Source organism: Acinetobacter sp. Ac_5812, from assembly GCF_013072695.1.
Lineage (GTDB): Bacteria > Pseudomonadota > Gammaproteobacteria > Pseudomonadales > Moraxellaceae > Acinetobacter.
In genome coordinates this window covers 46150-70593 of sequence record NZ_LXUK01000001.1, presented here as the reverse complement: position 1 = coordinate 70593, position 24444 = coordinate 46150, and the positions used below count along the sequence as shown (strand labels likewise).

Sequence of the window (24444 nt, the reverse complement as noted above, 5' to 3'; positions counted from 1 at the left end):
CCCCAATAAAAAACCTGCAAAGTGCAGGTTTTTTATTTTGTGCTTTGAAGATTATAAAAAGTCTTTGAGTTCTGGTTTTACCCCGTTCCAGATCGAAAATGCCTCAATCGCTTGACCGACTAACATACCGAAACCATCAGTAGAGGGGATTTGGCGTTGTTTGGCCTGATCTAGAAAGCTGGATGGTTTGCCATAAGCCATTTCATAAGCATGATGGAACACTAAGCTTTCAGGCAGCTGTAGTGTATCCCCAGTTAAACTTGCAGAGGTTGCATTAATCACAAGATCAAATTCACCTGTCAATTGATCTAAACCAATGCTTTTCAGCTCTGCTTGTGGGACTGCATCTTTTAAATCATCAACGAGTTGCTCAGCTCGTGCGAGGGTGCGGTTGGCAATAACAATTTGTTTTGCGCCTGCCTGTACCAAAGGGTAGATCACACCACGGGTTGCACCGCCGGCCCCTAAAATTAAAATACGGCTCTCTTTTAGTTCCCAGCCCAATGCCTGAATTGCTGCAACTAGGCCTTGACCATCGGTATTATCGCCATACAGTTTGCCGTCCTGCATCCACAACGTATTCACTGCTTTGGCGATCTTGGCGCGTTCAGTCAGTTGGTCGCAAAGAACAAAGGCTTGTTCTTTAAACGGTACAGTGACATTCATACCGACGCCATTGTGTGCAAAGAAATCTTTGGCAACACTTTCAAAACCATCTAAGGGTGCAAGGATTTTTTTATAGTGTAGATCGACCCCAGTTTTTGCTGCGAATGCATGGTGGAGCTCAGGTGAGCGGGATTGTTCAATCGGATTTCCAATAACAGCAAATTGTTTGGTCATGAGTGATCAACATGGTGAGGTTGTTTGAAGTTTATAAAGTTGAAGGAGATGCTGCAATATGGATTTACATCTATGGCATGGTAATACCGTGATTTGATCATCAGAACATGTTCTGATATTTCCAAACCATTATCTAAACATTAATCTCATTATGAGTATTTTCTTAATTCGACATGCACAAAGTGAAGCGAATATTAATGGGCGAGCTTTATCCCATGCATCGATTAGTTTGAGCGATCATGGAAAAGAACAAGCCAGACAATTATGCGAGCTATTACCAAAAATTGATCATGTCATTGTTTCTAAGTACCTGCGAACGTACCAGACTGCAGAACCGATTTTGCAGAAATACAAGTTGAGTGCAGAGATTGATGAGAATTTGCATGAATTTAGCTATCTCTCAGAAAGCAAGTGTTTCAACACGAATCTAGATGATCGTAAGTTATGGGTAAATGCTTATTGGGAAAGGATGGATCATGATTATCGTGAGGCTGATGATGCAGAGTCTTTTGCTGACTTGCATTCTCGGGTGCAACTATTTCATAAAAAATTAAGGCAATTAGAACGAGAGTATGCAGAAAAGAATTTAGTGATTTTCACGCATGGGCAATTTTTACAATTACTTTTGACTTTAATGGATAGACCACAACCTTTGAGTCGAGAGCTAATGCAAAGCTTTAGATCAGATTTAATTCATCGGCCAATTCAAAATACAGCAATTTTTTTATTTTAAGGCTCTTGAAAAACCTCATCCCTAACATCTGAGCTAGGGATGAGTAATATAATTTACTTCTGCAAACCCAACCAATCTCTTGGTTTTAGATAATAATCGGTGAGACGTTTTTCAGCCGAGTCAGCATCCCATTCAGGACGATATGACCAACCTGCAAGATTCGGCAGACTCACCAAGATCGATTCAATACGCCCACCAGTTTGTAAGCCAAACAAGGTACCACGGTCATAGACCAAATTATATTCGACATAACGACCACGACGATACAGTTGGAACTCACGCTGCGCTTCGGTATACGGCTGCTCACGATGCTTTTCAAAAATCGGCAAGATCGCTGCTAAATAGCCATTACCTACCGCTTGGATGTATTTAAAGCAGGTTTCGAAATCCCATTGATTTAAATCATCAAAGAACAAACCACCGATACCACGCTGCTCATCACGATGTTTGAGGTAGAAATAATCATCACACCATTGTTTGTGCTCGGCATAAACCGTATCGCCGAAAGGCTGGCACAGGTCATAAGCGGTTTGATGCCAGTTGAGAACATCTTGCTCGTCAGGATAAAACGGAGTTAAGTCAAAGCCACCCCCAAACCACCACACTGGATCTTGACCTTCTGGCTCTGCGACAAACAAGCGAACATTGGCATGGGAGGTTGGAATATTTGGGTTTTTCGGGTGAATCACCAGTGATACACCTAGTGCTTGTGCTTTCGCCCCAGCGATTTGAGGATGACGTTCCGTTGCAGAGGCAGGAAGTTTGCTGATATTGATGTGGGAGAACATGACCCCACCTTTTTCAATCACTTCACCATTTTGCAAAACACGAGAGCGACCACCGCCACCTTCGGCGCGTTGCCAATCATCAATGATAAACTCAGCGGTACCACCGCCTGCACGTTCCTGTTGCTCTAGTCCTGCACAAATTCGTGCCTGTAGATCGAGTAAAAACTCACGAACACGTTGAATATCAGCTGAAGTTGGGTGCTGCATGATGATCCTCGTAAAGTGATCTAGGGATAGCTATATCAAAACATAAAACCCATAAAAAAAGTAAGGGATTTTTGTTTTTTACACTAAAAATCCCTTAACTGATTTATTTTTAAACGTTTTGAAAAATGAATTAGAAGTCATCTTTTTTATACAGATGATCCATACGCTCACGTTTGGTTTTTAAATATTGTTCATTGAAAGGATTGCGACCTACCGTTAATGGAACACGCTCAACCACATTGATGCCGAGATCAGTCAAGGCTTTTAATTTAAGCGGGTTATTGGTCAGTAGTTTCACCTCTTTAATCTGAAGGTGATCCAACATAATGCTACACATATCATAACGACGCGCATCGGCAGGCAAGTTTAATAACAGATTCGCATCAACCGTATCATGACCTTGATCTTGCAAGGCATAAGCACGAATTTTATTGGTTAAACCGATACCACGGCCTTCTTGACGAAGATAAAGAATCACGCCTTGACCAGCTTCATTGATCAAGCTTTGTGTGGCTTGTAGCTGCGGTCCACAATCACATTTGAGTGAAGCGAAAGCATCGCCTGTTAAGCATTCAGAGTGGATGCGGACAAGTACAGGCTGATCTGGAGCCGTTTCTAAACCTTTAGATAGCGCCACATGTTCTTCACCTGTCGCAGGGTCTTGAAACACGGAAATATTGAAGTCACCAAAAGCGGTGGGTAGCTTTGATGTTGCAATAAATTCAATCGGCACAGAGAGCTCACTATGATAATAAAAACAGTTCGAGTATAGCCTAATGTATGAAGATTGCGTGAACTGGAATTCCTGATTTTTCACATAACTTTTTCTTTTTCATACAAAGCACACAATAATGGTTGATAAACAGTGACATAATTCAGGATAATCTACGGGTCATTCTTTAAAATTTGCATGAGAATGTTCAGCACTACATCATTCGCACGTGTGGCTGATTGAAGGTAGATCATATTTAATTGTATGATTGCCCCCATTTAAAACCCAGCTTCGGACTTGCCAGGCTTAAAAAGGCTTTGCCACATTATGTTGTATACCGAAATTCCAACTCAGCGCCCTGTTACGCCATTGTTAGATGATATTGATCATCCGCAACAATTACGTCAGCTCGAGCAAAGCCAACTCGCACAAGTGGCGGATGAGTTGCGTCAATATATTTTGTATGCGGCAGGGCAAAGTGGTGGACACTTTGGCGCAAATTTAGGTGTAGTCGAACTGACCGTTGCGCTGCATTATTGTTTTAACACACCAGACGACCGTTTAGTGTGGGATGTGGGCCATCAAGCTTATCCACATAAAGTACTTACTGGTCGTCGTGATCGAATTACCACGATTCGTAGTAAAGATGGTTTAGCTGCATTTCCAGCGCGTGATGAATCTGAGTTTGATACCTTTGGGGTTGGACATTCATCTACTGCAATTTCTGCTGGTTTGGGCATGGCTTTGGCGCGTCGTTATCAGAAAGATCCGTGCGATGTTGTTGCAATTGTTGGCGATGGCGCAATGACTGCGGGCATGGCTTTTGAAGCAATGAATGATGCGGTTGCGCATGATGCCGATTTGATCGTGATCTTAAATGACAATGATATGTCGATCTCGTGCAGTACAGGTGGTTTTGCAAAACACTTGGCGGCAATCTGGGAAACAGGTCAACTGGTCAATGTAAATGATCAAGGCGAAGCCTATGTTCAACCGCACCCGAAGTGGACCTATAACTCTCGTTTACACCAATCTGCGACAGATGCTGCTGATAACTTATTTAAAGCGATTGGTTTTGATTATTTTGGGCCATTTGATGGTCATGATGTAGAACAGCTTGCACAAGTTTTCCATGCGCTGAAAAAGCGTAAAGGCCCGCGTCTGGTTCATATTTATACGAAAAAAGGTAAAGGATTTGCGCCTGCGGAAGCAGATCCGATTACCTATCATGCGATTACCAAGATTGCACCGACAGCATCTGCGCCAGTAAAAAAATCACCACCTAAATATTCAGATGTATTTGGGCAATGGTTATGTGATGAAGCTGCTCAAGATGATCGTTTACTCGCAATTACACCAGCAATGTGTGAAGGTTCTGGGATGGTGCAATTTGCACAGCAATATCCTGAGCGTTTCTTTGATGTGGCCATTGCAGAACAGCATGCGGTGACTTTGGCTGCGGGTATGGCATGTGAAGGTCTTAAACCCGTTGTTGCGATTTATTCAACTTTCTTGCAGCGTGGTTATGATCAGCTGATCCATGATGTTGCCTTGCAAAATCTAGATGTCACCTTTGGTATTGATCGAGCTGGTTTGGTGGGTGAAGATGGCCCAACTCATGCCGGTGCCTATGATTATGCCTATATGCGTACCGTACCAAATATGGTGATCATGGCACCAAAAGACGAAAATGAATGTCGTCAAATGCTACATACCGCTTATCTCTATAAAGGGCCAACAGCAGTGCGTTATCCACGTGGGGTGGGTACAGGTGTTGAGATTCAACAGCAGATGACAGCGATGGAAATTGGTAAAGCTGAAATCGTGGCTGAATTTAATTTGGATGCTGAACAGCAGATTAGTGTCCTTGCCTTTGGTAGTCGTGTTGCAGCCTCTATCGATGCTGCTGAACAGTTTGCACAAAAACATGCGGTTGCTGTGCGTGTGGTAAATATGCGCTTTGTGAAGCCATTGGATGAACAAATACTGCGTGATTTAGCACCACGGACTGAACTTTTTGTGACTGTTGAAGAACATGCGGTGATGGCAGGCGCGGGCAGTGCCGTCAATGAATTTTTGGCCCAAGCGCGTATTCTCAAGCCGATTTTGAATCTGGGCTTGCCAGATACGTTCTTACATCAAGCTACGCATCAACAGATGCTGCATGATTGTGGTTTAGATACTCAAGGAATCTTGGCTTCAATTGAGCAAGCTTGGTTTTCTCATCACTAAGTTGATGTAAAAGTTAGAATAATTTTTAGCAACATTTTTCCCCTAAAAGCGCTTATATTTGATAGAATATAGGGGCTTTTATGCATTATTCTTTGTCAAAATCTTCAAATTTGTAGTGGGTGTTCAATGGAACCTATGGTGGTTATGGCTGCGCGTGCGGCTCAAACAGTTGGTCAAGAGCTTTTAAAGGCACATCAAAATCGTCATAAACTCGATTTGCAAGTTGAAGAAAAAGGCATCGATGGTCCAGTAACGCGTGTTGATCGTTACTTGGAACAACTTACAATTGATACCCTCCGTAAAAGCTATAAAAACCACAGCTTCCTTGGCGAAGAGTTTGGTATGCAAGAAGGTAAAGGTCACGATGCAGATTGGTGCTGGGTGATTGATCCTTTAGATGGCACACAAAACTTTATTAATGGTTTCCCACATTTTTGTATTTCTATTGCTGTACAACATAAAGGTGTTACTCAACACGGTGTGATCTATGATCCTGTGCGTGATGAATTATTCTCTGCAAGCCGCGGTCGCGGTGCAGTGATGAACCAGCGCCGTATCCGTGTCAATGTAAAAGAAAGCTTAGAAAACACTTTCCTTGCTGTTGGTCATCCATACCGTGCAAAACGTAATGGCGAAATCGTTTCTTATGCAGAACAGCATTTTGCTTCATTATTGGCAGTGACTAAATCTGGCGCACAAATCCGTCGTGGTGGTTCAGCTGCACTTGATTTGGCTTATGTTGCTGCAGGCCGTTTTGATGGTTTCTTTGAACTTGGTTTAAAACCATGGGATATCGCTGCAGGTGAGTTGATTGTGAAAGAAGCGGGCGGTGTTATTGTTGATGCTCGTGGTGGTAATGATTCATTGGATAATGGGCAAGTTATTGCTTGTTCACTTAAAATGTTAAAACCATTGATGCAAACAGTTGTTCCTGCTTGGGGCGATGCTGCAAAATAATTTGTAGATTTTGAAAAGCCCTCAAATATTGAGGGCTTTTTTATGCATTATTCGAAATAAGGTAAAATCAATTGCTCATCTATTTTATTGGTCCAGGGGGTGCTGGTAAAACGACTGCAGCCAAGTTGCTCTCGGCGCAGTTTGGTTTTGATTATTATGATTTAGATGAATATTTTATGCAGAGTGAAGGAGATATTACACAGTACATTATTCGATATGGTTATAAAAAATATGCAGCGCGTAACATTCAGCTTTTTATGCAGCTTCAAATAAAATACGATTTGAATAAAATAATGATCATTGTATGTTCCTCTGGATTTATGACCTATCCCAATGATACTCACCAAGACTATATAAAAATCAAAGATGAAGTAGAGAGCCATGTTTTTACTTTTTTAATGCTACCTTCACTCGTATTGGAAACATGTGTTCAAGAAATCGTAGCAAGGCAGCTCAATCGAGCTTACTTGAATCCTGTTCGAGCAAATGAAGAATTAAAGATTAGGCAGAGATTCCTGCTTTATTCGAGTCTGAAGTGTCGAGTGATCTTGACGGATCAGATTCCTGATCAAGTTGCTGCAAATGTGAAACAAATTCTGGATACCTTTAATGAAGTATAGCAATGATCTAATAAATCTCAGTTTATCTATACAATAAGAGTATTAAAAAAGGGGAGACATAATAAAGTTTTAACTTGCTGATAATTATCTTTATATTTAAGTGAAAGTTGTTTTAAATGCGTTGTTTTGAGGTCGTCATTATCGTCTAGATACAAATAATAAAGGGGATGAAATAGAAAAACCTATTAAAAAGGGTGACTTTTAAAATTATTCTGCTATAATCCGCCCACGCACTTAAATTCCAGTTCATTACCTGAACATTCAGTTCTATTCATTATTAGCGCACGCTGTCCGTAGAGAGGACCACATCTTGCGCCCAAATCGCTTAGCGATTCTTCAGGTTGAAGCAGTAATCAAGCGTGCGTTAAGTCCACATCGTCGTTATTCGGATCGCCGCTGAACTTCATCTATTTTTCAGCTTGAGTCGCTTTGCCGCTTGTTGCCGATGTCTATTTTTTAGCATTTATTAAAATGGAGCACCCATTAGGGTGAAACTCTCTATGAGCAAAACTTTTGCCGAATTTTCTTTACACGAAACCTTACAACAAGCGCTTGAAGGTTTAGGTTTTACTACGCCAACTCCTGTGCAAGAACAAGCGATTCCCGCTGCATTAGAAGGGAAAGATTTATTAGTTTCGAGCCAAACTGGTTCAGGTAAAACTGCCGCATTTTTATTACCTACGTTAAATGCGTTAGCGGGCGAAGAAGCATTTGTTTCTTTTAAAGACCGTATGAAAGCAGTCACTCAGCCTACAATTTTAGTTATTTCTCCTACGCGTGAATTGGCTCAACAAGTTAGCCAAGACGCAATTGCATTTGTACGTCACATGAAAGGTGTTCGTATTGCTGCGATCATGGGTGGTATGCCTTTTGGTAAGCAAATTCAACAGCTTAAAGGTGCACAAGTTGTCGTAGCGACTCCTGGTCGTTTACTTGATCTTGTAAACCGTCGTCAAATTAAACTTGATAAAGTTGAATCATTAATTGTTGATGAAGCAGACCGTATGCTTGATCTAGGTTTCTCTGAAGATCTAGAAGCAATTGGTGAATTAGCTGCAAACCGTAAACAAACATTAATGTTCTCTGCAACATTTGCGGATCGTATTATCCGTCTTGCTGAACGCATGATGAATGATCCACAACGTATTGCAATTGAAACGGGTCACAGTACCAATACTGATGTAACGCAAACATTGCATTGGACTGATGGTTTCGAACACAAGAAAAAATTACTTACGCATTGGTTATCTGATGAATCAGTAGATCAAGCTGTTGTATTCGCAAGCACGCAAGAAGATACAGATATGCTTGCTGAAGAATTAGCTGAAGCTGGTCACTCAGTTGTTGCGTTGCACGGAGCAATGCCACAAACCGTTCGTAACCGTCGTTTACGTAGCATTCGTGAAGGTCGTGCAAAAATCTTAGTTGCGACTGACGTTGCAGCGCGTGGTTTAGACGTACCAACAATTTCACACGTAATTAACTTCGGTTTACCGATGAAAAACGAAGACTATGTACACCGTATTGGTCGTACAGGTCGTGCGGGCCGTACAGGTCAAGCCGTTACTTTAGCGACTTACCGTGAGCGTGGTAAAATCCGTGCGTTAGAAGATTACTTAGATGCACGTTTAAATGTATCTGAAATTGAAGGTCTTGAGCCATCTCCACCTCCTGCGCGTTCAGGTCGTGATGGTGGTGGTCGTGGCCGTGATGGCGGTGGTCGTGGTCGTGGCGGCCGTGATGGCGGTCGTGGCGGTTTCGGCGGTGGTCGTCGTTTTGAAGGCGAAAGCAATTTCAAACGTCGTGAAGGTGGTGATGATCGTCCACGTCGTAGCTTCGATGACAAGCCTCGTGGTGAACGTCCATCATTTGGTGGTGAAGATCGTCCACGTCGCGAATTCAATTCAGATCGTCCACGTCGTGAAGGTGGTTTCGAAGACCGTCCACGTCGCGAGTTCAACTCTGATCGTCCACGCCGTGAAGGTGGTTTCGAAGACCGTCCACGTCGCGAGTTCAACTCTGATCGTCCACGTCGTGAAGGTGGTTTTGAAGACCGTCCAAAGCGTAGTTTTGGTGGTGAAGACCGTCCACGTCGCGAGTTCAACTCTGATCGCCCACGTCGTGAAGGTGGTTTCAATGATAAACCGCGTTTTGATTCGAATGATGACAACCGTGGCAACCGTGTAGATTATAAACCACGTCGTGAAGGTAGCTTCGGCGACCGTCCAAAACGTGATTTTGGTGATCGTCCTGCTCAACGTGAAGGTGGTTTTGGTGACCGTAAGCGTAGCTTCGGTGGTGAAGACCGTCCAAAACGTAGCTTCGGCGGTGAAGATCGTCCAAAGCGCAGCTTCGGTGGTGAAGATCGTCCAAAACGTAAGTTTGGTGAAGATAGCCCAGCACGCGGTACACGTGAAGAAACTTTCGGTGGTGACCGTCGTCGCAAAAACGATTTTTAATCGTTAAAAACCGATGAAAACAAGAAGCCAGTTGAAAAACTGGCTTTTTTATTTTGTGTTAGTCATGTAAAATCTTAAAAATGTGTACTAATTCAAATTTTATATAAGAAATGAATAGGGTTAAGCAAAATAAAAGTCTTTTGAGTCAAATGTGGTCTTTCATGTGTAGTGAAGGACTGCCGTGTCTATTCGTCATTCTGATGCTTTGTAATGGCTTGTTCTTTGCCTATGCACTTTTTGATACCAGTCACTCTGATTCTTTTAATGTCAATTCTCAACATACCACCAGCCAAACTGATTCGAAGAATAACTACATAAATTAAATAATCTTCGTACCATCGGTTATCAAAATAAAAACAAGCGTTTAATGTTTCAGTGTATAGTATGCGTGCATAAAAAGTGCAGGAATGAATGCCATTATGAATAACAAATCTCCTCTCGATACCGAAGCCTTAATTGAAGTTAAAAACTTGAGCTTTAATCGAGGAGAACGCGTCATTTATGACGATATCAGTCTTAAAATTCGACGTGGTCAAATTACTGCAATTATGGGACCGTCTGGTACGGGTAAGACGACTTTATTACGTTTGATTGGTGGCCAATTACTTCCTGATCATGGTGAAGTGCTGCTCGACGGTAAAGATATTGCGACCATGTCGCGTCAAGAATTATTCGCTGCGCGTGCACGTATGGGAATGCTATTCCAGAGTGGTGCATTGTTTACCGATATGTCGACTTATGAAAATGTCGCTTTTCCCATCCGCGCACATACCAAATTACCTGAACATATTATTGCAGAGTTAGTTGCGTTAAAACTTGAATCAGTGGGCTTGCGTGGAGCTGAGCAGTTAATGCCATCAGAGCTTTCAGGCGGAATGAACCGTCGTGTTGCTTTGGCACGTGCGATTGCGTTAGACCCTGAATTGATTATGTACGATGAGCCATTTGCAGGCCAAGATCCGATCGTGATGGGCGTTTTAACCCGTTTAATCCGTTCTTTGCGTGATGCTTTAGATTTAACCACGATTATCGTCTCGCATGATGTTGCAGAGACCTTATCGATTGCTGATTATATTTATGTGGTTGCTGAAGGCAAAATTCAGGGTGAAGGTTCACCTGAACAATTAAAAAATCATGCATCGCCATTTGTACGCCAGTTTTTAACGGGTTCGATTGAAGGGCCTGTCGAATATCAATTTACTCACCAAGCATATTTAGATAACGAGGTTCGTCCATGAATGCGATTGCCTGGTTAGGTAGACTCGTTATTGAGCGGATAAAGGGGATTGGTGCTGCGGCACTGATGCTTCTGCAAGTTTTATTTTCCATGCCATCGAAAGGTGGGTTTCAGCGCTTTATTTACCAAATGTATCGTGTCGGGGTCATGTCCCTACTGATTATCGCTGTTTCTGGCTTGTTTATTGGTGCTGTTCTGGGTTTGCAGATGTATAGCATTCTGGTCACCTTTGGTAGTGAGGCAATGTTAGGTACTGCGATTTCATTGACACTGTTACGTGAATTGGCTTCTGTGGTTGCCGCATTGCTGTTCGCAGGTCGTGCTGGTTCAGCATTAACTGCTGAAATTGGTTCCATGAAACAAAGTGAACAACTTGCCAGCATGGAAATGATCGGGGTTGATCCACTTAGACAAATCGTCTCACCACGTTTATGGGCGGGGATTGTCAGCTTGCCGATGCTCACGGTGATTTTTGCAACCATTGGGATTATTGGCGGCAAAATGGTGGGTGTTGATTTCTTGGGTGCGGATGAAGGCTCATTCTGGGGCGGTATGCAAAGCAGCGTACAATTCTGGCATGACGTTTTTAACGGCACTATCATCAAAAGCATTGTATTTGCTTTAATTTGTACATGGGTAGCGGTATATCAAGGTTATGCTTGTGATCCGACGCCAGAAGGTATCGCGACTGCAATGACCAGAACGGTCGTATATTCTTCACTTTGTGTATTAGGTTTTGATTTCGTGTTGACTGCGGTCATGTTCGGAGGGATTTAATGAAATCACGTACTAGTGAGCTGGCCGTAGGTATTTTTGTCATTATCTTCGGTATCGCTCTATTTTTTCTTGCGATGAAAGTCAGTGGTTTAGTCGGTACTAATTTACGTGATAGCTACAGCATGACAGCGCAGTTTGATAACGTAAACGGTTTAAAAGCACGCGCGAAAGTCACCATGAGTGGTGTAACCATTGGCCGTGTTGAATCGATTACACTTGATCCAGTGACACGTTTGGCAACTGTAAAATTTGATCTTGATGGTAAGTTGACCAGCTTTAGCCCAGAGCAACTGAAAGAAGTGCAAAAGAATGCACTTGAAGAGTTGCACTATAGCGCTGATTATCAACAAGCTGATGCTGCGAAACAAAAAGAAATGGAACAGCAACTTATTGCTAACATGACCTCCATCACCAGCCTTGATGAAGATGCTTATATTATGGTTGCAACCAATGGTCTATTGGGTGAGAAATATTTGAAAGTTGTCCCAGGTGGTGGTGTGAACTACTTAAAACGTGGTGATGTCGTTTCAAATACCCAAGGTACAATGGATTTAGAAGATTTAATCAGTAAATTTATTACTGGTGGTGCTGGTAAAGCCACATCGAGCTCAACAGCAACAGAAAGTCCAGCTTCAAAGCCAGCGGCGACTGAAGCAGAACCCTCTTTCGTTGAGTAATTCAGGTTAGGAGATTGAAGTGAACACATTATTGAAACAAACTCTAACAGCAAGCGTATTATCAACAATGCTTGCAAGTGCAGCATTTGCGGCACCAACAGAGACCCCACCTGATTTTGTTAAGCGCGTAGCTGATGGCTTGATTACTCGTTTAAAAGCAGATAATGCAAAATTACAGAATAATCCAGCTCTAGTCAGAACGATTATTCGTCAAAACCTTGACCCATATGTAGACTCACAAGCGTTTACCCGTATTGTGTTGGGTACTTATGCAAATAATCAGTACACCACGGCTGCACAGCGTGCTCAGTTTGAACAGAATTTCCGTGCGGTCATTATTGAGAATTATGGCGGCGCTTTCGCGAAATATACCAACGAAAGCTACACCATGCGTCCGTTTAAATCGACCAACAGCAAAAACCCTGTGGTCACTTTAGACTTCTTACATAATGGCGAGAAAATCCCTGTGTCGTTCCAGTTAACAGACAAAGGTGACCAGTGGAGAGTACGTAACATCAATGTGTCTGGTATTGATCTTGGTTTGCAATTCCGTAATCAGTTTGCGGCAACGGTTCAACGTAATGGTGGTGACATCAATAAAGCGATTGCGACCTTTAAACCAGATGCAGATGCAGCTGTTAGCAAAAAATAAGTAGGTGACGGGTGATTCAATATATTGATCAGCAATTAATTGTGTCGAAGACAATTAATTTTGAAAATGCAGAACAGATCTATCAGGCTGGTTTAAAGCATATTCAGCAACATCAGAATTTTCCTTTGGTTGTTGATTTAGCCCAGCTTGAACACGGCAATACTTTATCTTTGGCGGTGTTGGTGCAATGGTTGCGTCAAACACCTGAAAATAAAGGCCTGCACATTAAAAATGTGTCTGAGAAGATGTTGAAAATCATCCAAGCTTGCCATTTGCAAGACGATTTGAAATTGATTTGATTGATCTGACAAAGTGGAAAAAGAGAGCTATTTTTAGCTCTCTTTTTTATGCCTAGCTTTTGGGAAAAGCAGAAAATAGCGCCTCACAGCTTGGATATTTTTGATGTAACTTTGCTAAATAATAACGTTGATCATATTCTAAAAAACCATCTAGTAATTTGATGCTGGATGAAGCCTTACTGCAGCTTTTAACTTGCCTATCCCATGCGGTAAAGGGGGCAATGGGATGATCGATCGTTATGATATTTTTCTCACAACCTAATAATGCCAGAGTGCTGATCCGATAATGATTGGGAGCAGCAGAATCTACGGGGTAGGCAAGACCAATCACTAAATCATTTGTTTTTATCGTTTTGGCTGGAAAATCACTGTGCCATCGGGTAGGTTTGGGCGTAAACAACTTGGTGAGAAAATGCTGAAATACAAAGCGAACATGCTGAAATTCAAATTGATTTTGGGAGTCGGAAGACTGCTTTTGTATAGATTGAACACGTGCGATAAACACATCTTTGGGGGAGTGAGGTGCACATGCAAAAGCTGTTGAGATTGAAAGGATTATACTCAAAAATAGCAATAATCCTTTCCTGTTTAGATCCATTTTTTCCAACGGAAGTAAAACATGGGTAGGACTAGGAAGGCCATCAGAATACCAATCACAATCCAAAAACTGAGGCTGCCATGAGCAAAAGGTAGCACATCGGTGTTCATCCCATAAATACTCGCGATCAGCATTGGGGGCGCAAGCATGCTGGGTAAAATCGAGAATCGACGAATCGTGTCATTCTGTTCGGTGTTAATGAATCCAGAGGTGGTATCCAGTAAGAATCGTACTTTTTGGAATAAGAATGCATCATGTTCGACTAGTGAGCGAACATCCTCACTCAACTCGCGAATGTCGGCATCATAAATGTGACTGCCTAATGCACGTGGACGCGCTAAAAAGGTCAAGACACGACGTAAATCAATTAAACATAGCTGTGCCTTTCCCAGCATATCTTCTTGTTGAGCTAAGCGCGTAATCATGTCATCTAAGTCGAGTATTTTCTCGCGATGATGGTTATTCAGGACTTCTGTGGAATATCGTTCCAAGTCCTTGTGGATATCTTCTAAGATATCCGCAAGCTCATCCAGTTTCGCTTCAAGTAGGCCGAGCAAGATCCAGGTTGGGTCTTTATAATCCATATCATAGTCATTACGACGTGCGCGGGCACGAAAGGCACGGAACGCAACCAACTTTTCACCACGCATGGTAAATAAGCGATCTTTATGCAAAATAAATGCAACCGTTTGTACCATTGCTAACATGGGTAAGGAGTCGTCAGTATCACCATCGACTTGAAAGTTTTTATTCTTTGTTAAAAAATAGGTGCTGATATGCAAAATTCCATCATCATCACGGTAAAATCGTGCAGATGAGGAAATATCCTCAAGCGACTTTAGGGTCGGTAAGTTTCGGTCATACGCATCCAAAACCCATTGTTGTTCTTCTTGGGAGGGGGCGATGAGATCAATCCAGACCAGTTCGGGGTGGAGATCGAAACCTCCGTTGATGGTTGCATCTTCTAGACTACCGCGCTCTGTGGCATAAAAGGCTTCAAGCATGTCTTTTTTCCTCGCGCAGTCGGTGTAATGTTTTCGGTCGTTTACCGAAAAGCAGGGTGTATTTTAGACAAGGATGAAACGAAAAACACTTGCCTAAACGTTATTTTCTCAAAAATCTTGTTACATAGCCTACTTTATCAGCATGACAGTTATATAAAACGGTTTTAATTGTATGAATTCTATATGTGTTTTCTGTGGTTCTTCTCTCGGTAATGATCCAATTTATCAGCAAATGGCGCAGGCAACCGGTCAGGCAATTGCGGCACAAGGTCAAACCTTGGTTTACGGTGGTGGCCGTTCAGGTTTAATGGGGGTGGTTGCCAATAGTGCATTACAGGCGGGTGGGCGAGTTATCGGGGTGATTCCTGATGCTTTGGTCGATCGAGAACTAGCACATACAGGTTTAACTGAATTGCATATCGTTAAGAATATGCATGAGCGTAAAACCAAAATGGCTGAGCTATCCGATGCCTTTGTGGCTTTACCGGGCGGTGCTGGAACACTGGAAGAAATTTTTGAGCAATGGACCTGGAGCCCGTTAGGAATCCATCAGAAACCATGCGCATTTTTAAATGTTGATGGCTTCTATGATGGCTTGATCCAGATGATTCAAGGCTCGGTTGAGCGCGGTTTTAGTCAGGAGCGTTTTGTCGATAAGTTGATTGTGGCGGAACAAATTGAGGATATTCTTAGGGCATTTTCAAATTATCAGCCAGCGACACCGAAGTGGATGTCGACTGCTGAAATTCAGGCTTGAGGATCAATGAGTGAAAATTATCACCGTAGCGGCTGCTGTGATTTTGAATGAACAAAATCAATTGTTATTAGTACGCAAGCAAAACACACATGCATTTATGCAAGTGGGTGGAAAATTGGAAATGGATGAGGCGCCTGAAATCACGATGCAACGTGAGATTTTGGAGGAAATTGGTTGTGAATGTGAGCTGACGCAATTCATTGGTCGTTTTGAAACAGCTGCCGCCAATGAACCTGATCATGTTTTAGTCAGTTATGTGTATGCAGTTGAATTGAAACAGCCACCGCAAATTGCAGCCGAAATCGCAGAAATGAAATGGATTGATTTAGATGATCAATTTACTTTACTTGCGCCCTTAACGAAAGAAATTGTGATTCCGTGGTGTCAGCAAAATCAAGTGAATTAGTTTGTTGTACTTGTGCGGCTGCTATGCAAGCACTATAGATGTGTTGGCAGCCGAGTTGGCTAAGTACCTTAGATAAAGCACGAATTGAACTGCCTGTGGTCAGTACATCATCGAGAATAAGGACTTTGCGATAACGAATTGAGTTAGGTGGTGCTGCCACAAATTGTTGCTCAATATCTTGCATACGCTCTAAGCGCGACAAGCCTTTTTGTGAGTGTTGAGCCAAGCGTTGTACGGGCTGCCATACAGGAATATTGAGGTAAGTGCTTAGTGTTTTGGCCAATAGCAGGGCCTGATTAAAACCACGTTCTGATAGGCGATCAATCGAAATTGGCATCGGTACAATCGCATGTACTTGAGGAAGTCTGAGTTGTAATAGCAGGCCATCTAATATTCTCTGATGATGCAGTTTCTGCTCGTATTTGAATTGTTGAATCAAGCGATCAATTGGATATTGATAATCGCAAGCAACCAAGATCTGTTGCTGATTGCGCTCGATCCTTTGCTTTAACCAAGGCAGTTGTTGCCAGCAACTTTGACAAACACCAAATTGGCGTTTCATACCGATGTCGCAGAGACTGCAAGGTGTAAAATAATCAAAAAGCTGCTGTGCTGATGTGCCAAGTCGTTTAAACATAGGCATATCTTGGCGCTTCTGGCAGCCAGCGTTTTAATAATCCTTCCGCATGTTGTGGATAGTCCTTTAAAATTTGCTCTGCCACATAATGTGCCTGGGTCAGCAAATGATCATCCCGTTCTAAACGTGCCACGCGAAAGCCCATATCGCCGGTCTGCTTAGTCCCTAACAGTTCTCCAGGGCCACGTATTTCCAAATCCTTTTCTGCGATCACAAAGCCATCATTGCTTTCACGTAAAATCGAAAGCCGTTCCTGACCATTTTGAGACAAAGGGGTTTTATACAGTAAGGCACAAAAACTGGCGGTGGCACCACGACCCACACGACCACGAAGCTGATGCAGTTGGGAAAGGCCTAAACGTTCTGCATTTTCAATCACCATAATCGAAGCATTCGGTACATCGACCCCGACCTCGATCACCGTGGTGGCAATTAATAGCTGCGACTGATTATCTTTAAAGGCTTGCATAACACTTTGCTTTTCATCAGCCTTCATCTTGCCATGGACCAGACCAATGTTGATGTCTGGAAAGCGCTCTTTAATTTCTTGATAAGTGGCTTCTGCCGCTTGCGCATCCAGCGTTTCAGATTGTTCTACCAAGGTACAGACCCAATAAGCTTGTTTACCTTCACGGCAATTACTGGCGATGCGTTGCAATACCTGTTCACGCCGTTCTAATGGAATGGTTACGGTTTGAATCGGGGTACGTCCAGGCGGAAGTTCGTCAATAATCGAGGTGTCTAAATCCCCATAAGCACTCATCGCGAGTGTCCGAGGAATTGGTGTAGCAGTCATGACCAATTGGTGTGGCGTAAATTGATCAGCACCTTTATTTCTTAAGGCAAGACGTTGGTCAACGCCGAAACGATGTTGTTCGTCAATAATCACCAAGCCAAGTTTGGAAAATCCAACAGTATCTTGAAACAGGGCATGCGTGCCCACGATCAGCTGCGCATGACCTTCTTTGATTTGTTGTTCCGCTTGGGTTCTGGCTTTGCCTTTTTGTTTGCCTGACAGCCATGCCACCTGAATGCCCAAAGGCTCAAACCAGCGTTTAAAGTTTAAATAATGCTGTTCAGCTAAAATCTCAGTCGGTGCCATAAGCGCCACTTGCCAATCCGCTTCTAAGGCATGGCACGCCGCGACTGCGGCCACTAAGGTTTTACCTGCGCCCACATCACCTTGCACCAAACGTAGCATCGGTTGATCTTGTTTAAGATCTTGTAGAATTTCTTTTGAAACCCGCTTTTGTGCATTGGTCATTTGGAAAGGCAAGCCTTCCAAGAGTTTCTTTGCCAGCACTTTGCTGCTGCTAAAACGTGGGGCGGCAATCTGGCGAATATATGCACGTCGCGTGAGTAAACTGATTTGGTGGGCAACCAGTTCTTCAAAAATCAGGCGTTGTTGTGCAGGATGCGAACCTTGATTGAGTTGCTGCATATTGGCATCAATCGGTGGCTCGTGGATGTAATGGAGCGCTTGTTTAAGCTCATAGCCATTGCTGTATTTGCTGGGGAGTAATTCAGGTAAGTCATCACTATGATGCTGCAAGGCTTGGCGGACATATTCACGCAGCTTAGGTTGAGTTAGCCCTTCGGTACTTGGATAAATCGCAGTCAGTTGGGTTTTCGGTAAAGCAGTATGTTGCTGAATCACTTGAATTTCAGGATGATACAACTCCAAACCCCGTGCACCAACACGGACTTCACCAAAAATCCGTAATCGTTGCCCCATTTGGATGCGATCAGTCAGACCTTTATAAATGTGGTAAAAGCGCAAAGTGACTTTGCCAAAATCGTCTTGCACTAAGGCGGCAAGGGATTTCTTTTTCCCCGGAGGGAAATCGACAGAGCGGACTTCACCTTCAAGCAAGTAACTTCGTCCAACGATCAGCTGATTCATTGGAATAATAGTGCTACGATCTTCATAGTCACGCGGAAGATGGAATAACAAATCATCCGTGCTAAAAATATGAAGCTTTTCTAAAAGGGTCGCTGCGGCAGCACCAACGCCTTGTAATTGCTGAACTGATGTCATCTCTGCTCAAAGGTGTGTATGCATATTTTATTTATTGGTTATGGTAAAACATCTCAGCGTGTCGCTAAACACTTATTTGAGCAAGGTCACCACATTAGCACAATAAGTCGCAGTGAAAAAACAGATTGTTACGCGACCCATTATATTCAGGATGTGCAACAACTGGATTTGACAGGCTTAGCCCCGATTGATGTGGTCTATGTGATTTTGGCGCCCTCTCAAAGCGGGATTGATGCTTATCAACATACTTATACCGACAGTGTTGCACCGATTGTTGCAGCACTTAGAGGACATGCTGTGCAACGGATCGTGATCGTGTCCTCGACTCGGGTGTATGGTGAAAATGCAGGTGAGCGGATTGATGATGAGTCGCTGATACAGCCTGCTGATGAGCAAGGGTGCATTCTTCGGGCGATGGAGTTACTTTGGCAAGCGCATTATCCGCAGCAGAGTATTATTGTGCGTCCGACTGGCATTTATGGGACTTCAATTGCCCGACTCAAAAAAATGGCAGAACAGAGTCTGACTTATCCTGCAATTCATTTTAGTAATCGCATTCATATTGATGATTTAGCAAAGTTTTTAGCACTATTAGTTAATTTAGCTAAAGTTGAAGCAAGTTATATCATTAGTAATAATACACCACTACCAATGCACGAAATATTATGGTGGTTTCAACAGCAACTTCATGTAAAACCTCTAAAACTAGTATCAGAACAACACACTGGCAAGAGAATTTATGCCACACGATTGGTTGAGATTGATTTTAAATTTGACCATTTGATTTGCTTTAATGACTATGCAGCAGCTTTATTGGTACATAGTAATGAAAAATAATTCGATTAGACTGTAAAGAAAGTTTAAAGAGTTGGTATGTATTTTGAATTATAAATACCAATAGATTCCTGAAAGGAACTGCCTAAATTAAGCACATGGTTTGCGGCGAGGCGTAAAGGTGATACATGAGAAAAATAATTTGCATGATCTTATTCGGGTTGATCACAACCAGTAGCTGGGCTGTTGAGCAGTCTTGGTGCGTATTTGATCCTTTAAGTACAAAGGGTGATATCAGTCGCCGTCTACAAGATATTCGTCTGTATGCGCAACAGAATCAAGTTCAATTAAAATTTCAAACCTTTAAAAATGAAAAGGAAGCTATACAAGCTTTTGACCAGCGTAAATGTTCAGGCTTGGTGGCATCCAACTTTAATACCTATCGCTATAATCGTTTTATGGGGACAACAGGGGGAATTGGTTTGATTCCCAATAATCGTGTTGCCAGAGTTTTTTTACAGCTTTTAAATAATAGCAATGTGGAAAAGCGTATGATCGGGGCAGATTATGAAATGCTGGGTATGATCCCGATCGGCACGGCTTATATGATCATGAATACGCAACAGATCAATAAGGTGTCTCAATTAAAAAATAAAACCATTGGTATTTTGGAGAATAATCCACCACAGCAGGCATTGGTACAAAGTGTCGGCGCTAAACCAGTCTATGTAGATTTTTCCAATGCGGTGGAATCTTTCAAGCAGAAGAAAATTGATATTTTGGCTGCACCTGCTTATGGAATATTGCCGTATAACTTGAAAAAGGAGTTTGGTGCAGACACACAGGTCGTCAACTTCCCTATGGCGTATTTTGCGATGAATATCGTGATTCGACCACAAGTCTACCCAGTGGGCTTCGGTCATCAAATACGATCTTGGTTTGTACGCAACAGCAATGTGCTTGCTGCACAAGCCATTCAATGGGAAAACCATTTACCAGCCTATTACTGGGCGGATATCTCAGGTTATGAGAAACAGGGCTATGACGCGATGGTAGTCAAAATTCGGAATCGTTATGTCGACTCTGGTTATTATGATGCGTATTTTGTATCGCTCATTAAACGACTGCGATGTTTGGATGATCCGAAGTATTTGGAGTGTCGTTAGCGCATTAAAAAAGGCAACCGAAGTTGCCTTTTTTAATTTTAAGATTTTTTGCGTTTTAAGCGGCGTTTGGCTTGTTGAGATGCCATAGCTTCTAATGCTTCTGCTAATTCTTCATCACTAAATGTGGTGATGTGCTGCAACATTTGTAGCGTCGTTTCATCTAAGACTAGCTGTGCACCTGCGGCCATTTCACTGAAATTATCATCATATTCAATGAAACCTTGCTCATTGTTACGAATATAATTCTGTTGCGTCAGGACTTTAATAAAACTTTGGAATAAGGCTTTATCGAAGAACTCTGGTGAGTTGAATTCATACAGCACAGATAAGCGTTGACCTAAGAGGTGACTCAGCTCTTCAACTTGCTTGGTTGAAATGTTGCCTGAACCGCGCTGAGTAATCAGTGCCAGTGTCATGTAATAGCGTTCTAAACTTTGCTTGACGGGTAGAGCTAAAGTGACAAGCTTTTGATGTTCTTCGCTATTTGGCGTTGGGCTGAATAAATTGCCATCATGATCTTGGAAAATCAAACCAATCTGAACCAAGGCATCAATATAATTATCAATCTGCTTTTGTAGATCAGCAGCTTCCCATTTCATGAATAATTCAGCTTTTAAGAACGGATACAAAGTACGGATCACATTGCTTAAATCGTTCTTGTGAATTTTACCATTGTGCTCAACCAGCGAAGCCACCAATGATGGTAAAACAAAGGCGTGTAAAATGTTATTACGGAAGTAAGTCAGCAATACGGCTTGATTATCTTCAATCGCAATAATATCGCCTAACACATGTTGTACACGTTTGATTAACTTGAGCTTGAGACCATAAGCAATGATCTCTTTACCTGATAATGAGGTCACTTGTGTGCGCTCATCATATGGTCGTTGTGTTGCCAAGTCACGGTAGATATCGAGCTGTTTCGCACAGATTTCTTCATCTAAAGTGTGCTTTGGTGTTGCCAATAAAATTAAAGACAGTAATGACACAGGGTTGATGACCACAGCGCGGTTGATGTTCTCTAAAATCAGATTGGCCGAGCTTGCAACGACATTGGAAATCTCTGTGGTGCTTGCAGTATCCGCTTGAATATTCTCCGCACCCTGTTGTTTCAGAATATCATTCAGGAATACAGGTTCACCAAAGTTAACATGCACCTTACCGAAGATACGTTCAATTTTACGTAAGGTTTTCACGATACCAAAAATGGATTCTGCTTCTTTCGGTTGACCTTGCATTTCACCTACATAGGTTGAGCCTTCCATCAGGCGCTCATAACCAATATAGGTGGGTACAAAGACAATTGGTTTTGCAGGACCACGTAAATGACCTTGGATGGTCATTGCTAGCATCCCCGTTTTAGGCGGGAGTAAGCGACCGGTACGTGAACGACCACCTTCAATAAAGTATTCGATTGGCGTATTACGCGATAAAATACTGTATAAATATTCTTTAAATACAGAGGTGTAAAGTGCATTGCCGCGGAAAGAACGGCGAATAAAGAAGGCACCGCCACCACGTAATAACTGACCCACAAATGGTAGGTTGAGGTTATCACCTGCGGCAATATATGGAATCATCAAGCCACGTTTATAAATCACATAAGACAATAGTAAATAGTCGATATGGCTACGGTGACATGGGGTGTAAACGATTTCGTAGTCTTTTGCCAGCTCCCGTACGGTACTGAAATTATGGACTTCTACGCCGTCATAAAGCTGTGTCCATAAACGGGTTAAGGCCATATCGGCAAAGCGTACCGCAGATGCCGAATAGTCAGACACGATTTCATTGACATAGCCGATGGCACGACGTTCAGCTTCGAGCATACTGATTTTATGCTGAATGCTTTCACGACGAATGGCATCTTGTACCTCAGCTGACTTCACTACCGATTGCATTACATTGCGACGGTCTGACAAGTCAGGACCAAGCACGACTTCACGTTGCTGATCTAAATAGGTATCTAATGAACTGGCAATATAGGTTGCTGGCGAAATATTTGGGTGGTTGGTCTTGGCATAATCTACCAACTCACGCAAAGATTGTGGTTCATGGAACTCTAAATAAGACTGGCGACCATGCAAACCAATATTCATCAGTTGTTTGACTGTCCCTGGGGTTGCCCAAGTATCTGAGAATAATAATTTGAACCAAGAATCTTCTTTATCGGGTGAACGTCCCCAAAGAACAGTCACAGGCACGAGCTGAATATCAATATCAGTTTGTTGTTCTAAGGCTTCGACCAGTTGTAACAGGCGAGGTGGAAATGTTTGGGTATTAAAAAAATTATTTTCGTTATGATGTAAAAACAAGACTGAATTTTTTTCTTGATAGCTCCCAAAACTCAAGGGATCTAATGCGGGTTTTAAATTGAGACGGCGGGTTTCACCATCAACCACCAAGGCATTACTACGCGAATAATTTTGTAAAACATAGCAAACTAACTTATTTGAATCGGTTGTGTTTGGCTCTGTAGTGGTGGATTCTGTAGGAACTTCACCAAGAACATGTGGGGTTACCACGAGGTCAAGTAACTTACTCGAAAGTTGGCGATACATTTGACCAAATCCAGTCTTGGACATTACAAACTCCTAAATAATAATCCGGACATCGAGTCATGATGAACACGACATTCTGCGATATTCTTACATGAAACGGTATGTTATTTTCTGACAAAATATAGCGTATTTGGTAGATTTTATCGTTAAAAATCGTATTTTTAGCCGCTATAAATACATATTAAGATAATCAATACATCATTATCGTGACGGATGAATCATTTTATCCTGACCATTGTCATTTGAATTTGTGGCACAATCAAAATTATCAACCCTGAAAGGATTGGTTGATCTCTCCTCATTGATGTTGGAAGGCTATTACATGAATGCGTTAACTCAAGAATTGGTAGAACTGTTGACTCTGGAAAAGCTTGAAGAGCATATTTTTCGGGGCAATAGCCGCAATTTGGTAGGCAAGCGAGTATTCGGTGGGCAGGTTCTTGGACAAGCCTTGAGAGCGGCATCGTACACCACAGATCGTCCAGCACACTCTTTACATGCTTATTTCCTGTATGGCGGTGATGTCAATGCACCGATCATTTATGAAGTTGATCCACTCAGAGATGGTAAAAGCTTTGCCAGTCGACAGGTTCGTGCGATCCAACATGGCCGTACTATTTTCTCTGCAATGGTCTCTTTTGCCAATCCAGAAGAAGGCTTAAATTATCAACATAAAGAGCCTGAGTACCCTGAACCAGAGACCTTAAAGTCTGAGAATGAGCTGAAAGAAAGTCTGATTAATTTTGTACCTGAAAATGTACGTGCCAGTTTTATGCGCGAACGTCATGTGGAAATTAGACCAACACAGTTGATCAATCCATTTCAACCCCAGCCTGAAGCTCCATTTTATGCGCACTACATTCGTACGCATGATCAAATCCCACAAAATATTGATGAGATTTCATTACATCAGGCGATTGTGGCGTTCTATTCAGACTTTACTTTAATGACCACGGCTTTACGTCCACATGGTTTGTCATGGATCTCTCCAAACTTACAATGTGCCAGTATTGATCACACCATTTATTTCCATCGCCCACTGCGTGCAGATGAATGGATGCTTTACGACATGGAAGCAACAATTAGTGCCAGCTCACGTGGCTTGAACTTTGGGAGGATGTGGCAAAATGGACAGTTAGTCTGTAGTACCGTCCAAGAAGGTTTGATTCGGCTCAGAGAAATTGAAACTCAGTAAAAAGTAAACCCGTACTAAGGCCATCATTCTGATGGCTTTTTTTATCATAAGGATGTGACAAAAAATTGCTCGATTCTTCTACATGAGCATGCCATAGTACGGCTAAGTTAAAATTTTA

General features: G+C 42.4%; 23 protein-coding genes. 15 read left to right on the top strand and 8 right to left on the bottom strand.

Annotated elements, in window-relative coordinates; all coding sequences use genetic code 11:
- Positions 1 to 51: 51 nt before the first annotated feature.
- Entirely contained in the window at positions 52 to 840 is a 789-nt protein-coding gene (aroE, locus tag A7P55_RS00410; RefSeq protein WP_171550675.1) for a shikimate dehydrogenase, read from the bottom strand.
- Between the two features lie 151 nt (positions 841 to 991).
- On the opposite strand from aroE, the gene A7P55_RS00405 reads away from it, so the two are divergent.
- Positions 992 to 1573: a histidine phosphatase family protein gene (locus A7P55_RS00405; RefSeq protein WP_171550674.1), complete on the top strand. Its 582-nt coding sequence runs from the start codon at positions 992 to 994 to the stop codon at positions 1571 to 1573.
- Between the two features lie 53 nt (positions 1574 to 1626).
- On the opposite strand, the gene hemF is transcribed toward A7P55_RS00405, so the two are convergent.
- Positions 1627 to 2568, bottom strand: a complete 942-nt coding sequence (gene hemF, locus A7P55_RS00400; protein ID WP_171550673.1) for an oxygen-dependent coproporphyrinogen oxidase — start codon at positions 2566 to 2568, stop codon at positions 1627 to 1629.
- A gap of 130 nt (positions 2569 to 2698) precedes the next feature.
- Positions 2699 to 3301 (bottom strand): GTP cyclohydrolase II, encoded by a 603-nt coding sequence (gene ribA / locus A7P55_RS00395; RefSeq protein WP_004804065.1) that lies wholly within the window; start codon positions 3299 to 3301, stop codon positions 2699 to 2701.
- Positions 3302 to 3607: 306 nt separating this feature from the next.
- Between ribA and dxs the strand changes: the two genes are divergently transcribed.
- The 9 genes from dxs (at position 3608) to A7P55_RS00350 (ending at position 13190) form a co-directional block, all read left to right on the top strand.
- Positions 3608 to 5512 (top strand): 1-deoxy-D-xylulose-5-phosphate synthase, encoded by a 1905-nt coding sequence (dxs, locus tag A7P55_RS00390; protein ID WP_171550672.1) that lies wholly within the window; start codon positions 3608 to 3610, stop codon positions 5510 to 5512.
- A 126-nt stretch (positions 5513 to 5638) separates the two neighbouring features.
- Positions 5639 to 6469, top strand: a complete 831-nt coding sequence (locus A7P55_RS00385; protein ID WP_005201241.1) for an inositol monophosphatase family protein — start codon at positions 5639 to 5641, stop codon at positions 6467 to 6469.
- A gap of 71 nt (positions 6470 to 6540) precedes the next feature.
- Positions 6541 to 7089, top strand: coding sequence for a shikimate kinase (locus tag A7P55_RS00380; RefSeq protein ID WP_171550671.1), 549 nt, complete (start codon positions 6541 to 6543; stop codon positions 7087 to 7089).
- 500 nt (positions 7090 to 7589) lie between these two features.
- Positions 7590 to 9548 carry a DEAD/DEAH box helicase gene (locus A7P55_RS00375; RefSeq protein ID WP_171550670.1) on the top strand — a complete coding sequence of 653 codons (1959 nt, stop codon included), beginning with the start codon at positions 7590 to 7592 and terminating at the stop codon, positions 9546 to 9548.
- 419 nt (positions 9549 to 9967) lie between these two features.
- The gene (locus A7P55_RS00370) at positions 9968 to 10786 is read left to right on the top strand and encodes an ABC transporter ATP-binding protein (RefSeq protein WP_004804074.1); all 819 of its coding nucleotides are present in this window, start codon (positions 9968 to 9970) and stop codon (positions 10784 to 10786) included.
- Positions 10783 to 11562: a lipid asymmetry maintenance ABC transporter permease subunit MlaE gene (gene mlaE / locus A7P55_RS00365; RefSeq protein WP_005201238.1), complete on the top strand. Its 780-nt coding sequence runs from the start codon at positions 10783 to 10785 to the stop codon at positions 11560 to 11562. The genes A7P55_RS00370 and mlaE overlap by 4 nt, the downstream gene beginning before the upstream one ends.
- Positions 11562 to 12239 carry an outer membrane lipid asymmetry maintenance protein MlaD gene (locus A7P55_RS00360; protein WP_016162220.1) on the top strand — a complete coding sequence of 226 codons (678 nt, stop codon included), beginning with the start codon at positions 11562 to 11564 and terminating at the stop codon, positions 12237 to 12239. The genes mlaE and A7P55_RS00360 overlap by 1 nt, the downstream gene beginning before the upstream one ends.
- 19 nt (positions 12240 to 12258) lie before the next feature.
- Positions 12259 to 12891 (top strand): ABC transporter substrate-binding protein, encoded by a 633-nt coding sequence (locus tag A7P55_RS00355; RefSeq protein WP_354667315.1) that lies wholly within the window; start codon positions 12259 to 12261, stop codon positions 12889 to 12891.
- Between the two features lie 11 nt (positions 12892 to 12902).
- On the top strand, positions 12903 to 13190 hold the full coding sequence (locus A7P55_RS00350; protein ID WP_171550669.1) for an STAS domain-containing protein: 288 nt from the start codon (positions 12903 to 12905) through the stop codon (positions 13188 to 13190).
- Between the two features lie 52 nt (positions 13191 to 13242).
- Here the strand turns inward: A7P55_RS00350 and A7P55_RS00345 are convergent, their stop codons facing one another.
- Together A7P55_RS00345 and A7P55_RS00340 are read right to left on the bottom strand one after the other, a co-directional pair.
- A complete protein-coding gene (locus tag A7P55_RS00345) occupies positions 13243 to 13788 on the bottom strand; it encodes a hypothetical protein (protein ID WP_171550668.1) in 546 nt (181 codons plus the stop codon).
- The gene (locus A7P55_RS00340) at positions 13779 to 14792 is read right to left on the bottom strand and encodes a magnesium and cobalt transport protein CorA (protein WP_004657647.1); all 1014 of its coding nucleotides are present in this window, start codon (positions 14790 to 14792) and stop codon (positions 13779 to 13781) included. The genes A7P55_RS00345 and A7P55_RS00340 overlap by 10 nt, the downstream gene beginning before the upstream one ends.
- Positions 14793 to 14964: 172 nt before the next feature.
- On the opposite strand from A7P55_RS00340, the gene A7P55_RS00335 reads away from it, so the two are divergent.
- The gene (locus A7P55_RS00335; RefSeq protein WP_171550667.1) at positions 14965 to 15549 is read left to right on the top strand and encodes a TIGR00730 family Rossman fold protein; all 585 of its coding nucleotides are present in this window, start codon (positions 14965 to 14967) and stop codon (positions 15547 to 15549) included.
- A gap of 10 nt (positions 15550 to 15559) precedes the next feature.
- A complete protein-coding gene (locus A7P55_RS00330; protein ID WP_171550666.1) occupies positions 15560 to 15955 on the top strand; it encodes an NUDIX domain-containing protein in 396 nt (131 codons plus the stop codon).
- Here A7P55_RS00330 and A7P55_RS00325 read toward each other — a convergent pair.
- Both A7P55_RS00325 and recG read right to left on the bottom strand, forming a co-directional pair.
- Entirely contained in the window at positions 15888 to 16592 is a 705-nt protein-coding gene (locus A7P55_RS00325; RefSeq protein WP_171550665.1) for a phosphoribosyltransferase family protein, read from the bottom strand. The genes A7P55_RS00330 and A7P55_RS00325 overlap by 68 nt on opposite strands.
- On the bottom strand, positions 16585 to 18630 hold the full coding sequence (gene recG, locus A7P55_RS00320; protein WP_171550664.1) for an ATP-dependent DNA helicase RecG: 2046 nt from the start codon (positions 18628 to 18630) through the stop codon (positions 16585 to 16587). The genes A7P55_RS00325 and recG overlap by 8 nt, the downstream gene beginning before the upstream one ends.
- An 18-nt stretch (positions 18631 to 18648) precedes the next feature.
- On the opposite strand from recG, the gene A7P55_RS00315 reads away from it, so the two are divergent.
- Both A7P55_RS00315 and A7P55_RS00310 read left to right on the top strand, forming a co-directional pair.
- Positions 18649 to 19467: an NAD-dependent epimerase/dehydratase family protein gene (locus A7P55_RS00315; protein WP_171550663.1), complete on the top strand. Its 819-nt coding sequence runs from the start codon at positions 18649 to 18651 to the stop codon at positions 19465 to 19467.
- A 125-nt stretch (positions 19468 to 19592) separates the two neighbouring features.
- The gene (locus A7P55_RS00310; protein ID WP_171550662.1) at positions 19593 to 20570 is read left to right on the top strand and encodes a putative solute-binding protein; all 978 of its coding nucleotides are present in this window, start codon (positions 19593 to 19595) and stop codon (positions 20568 to 20570) included.
- Positions 20571 to 20608: 38 nt separating this feature from the next.
- Here A7P55_RS00310 and plsB read toward each other — a convergent pair whose 3' ends face one another.
- Complete coding sequence (gene plsB, locus A7P55_RS00305; protein WP_171550661.1) at positions 20609 to 23155, bottom strand: glycerol-3-phosphate 1-O-acyltransferase PlsB; 2547 nt, start codon at positions 23153 to 23155, stop codon at positions 20609 to 20611.
- A gap of 298 nt (positions 23156 to 23453) precedes the next feature.
- Here plsB and A7P55_RS00300 point away from each other — a divergent pair, with 298 nt between their 5' ends.
- Complete coding sequence (locus A7P55_RS00300; RefSeq protein ID WP_171550660.1) at positions 23454 to 24326, top strand: acyl-CoA thioesterase II; 873 nt, start codon at positions 23454 to 23456, stop codon at positions 24324 to 24326.
- The last annotated feature ends 118 nt before the right edge of the window (positions 24327 to 24444 follow it).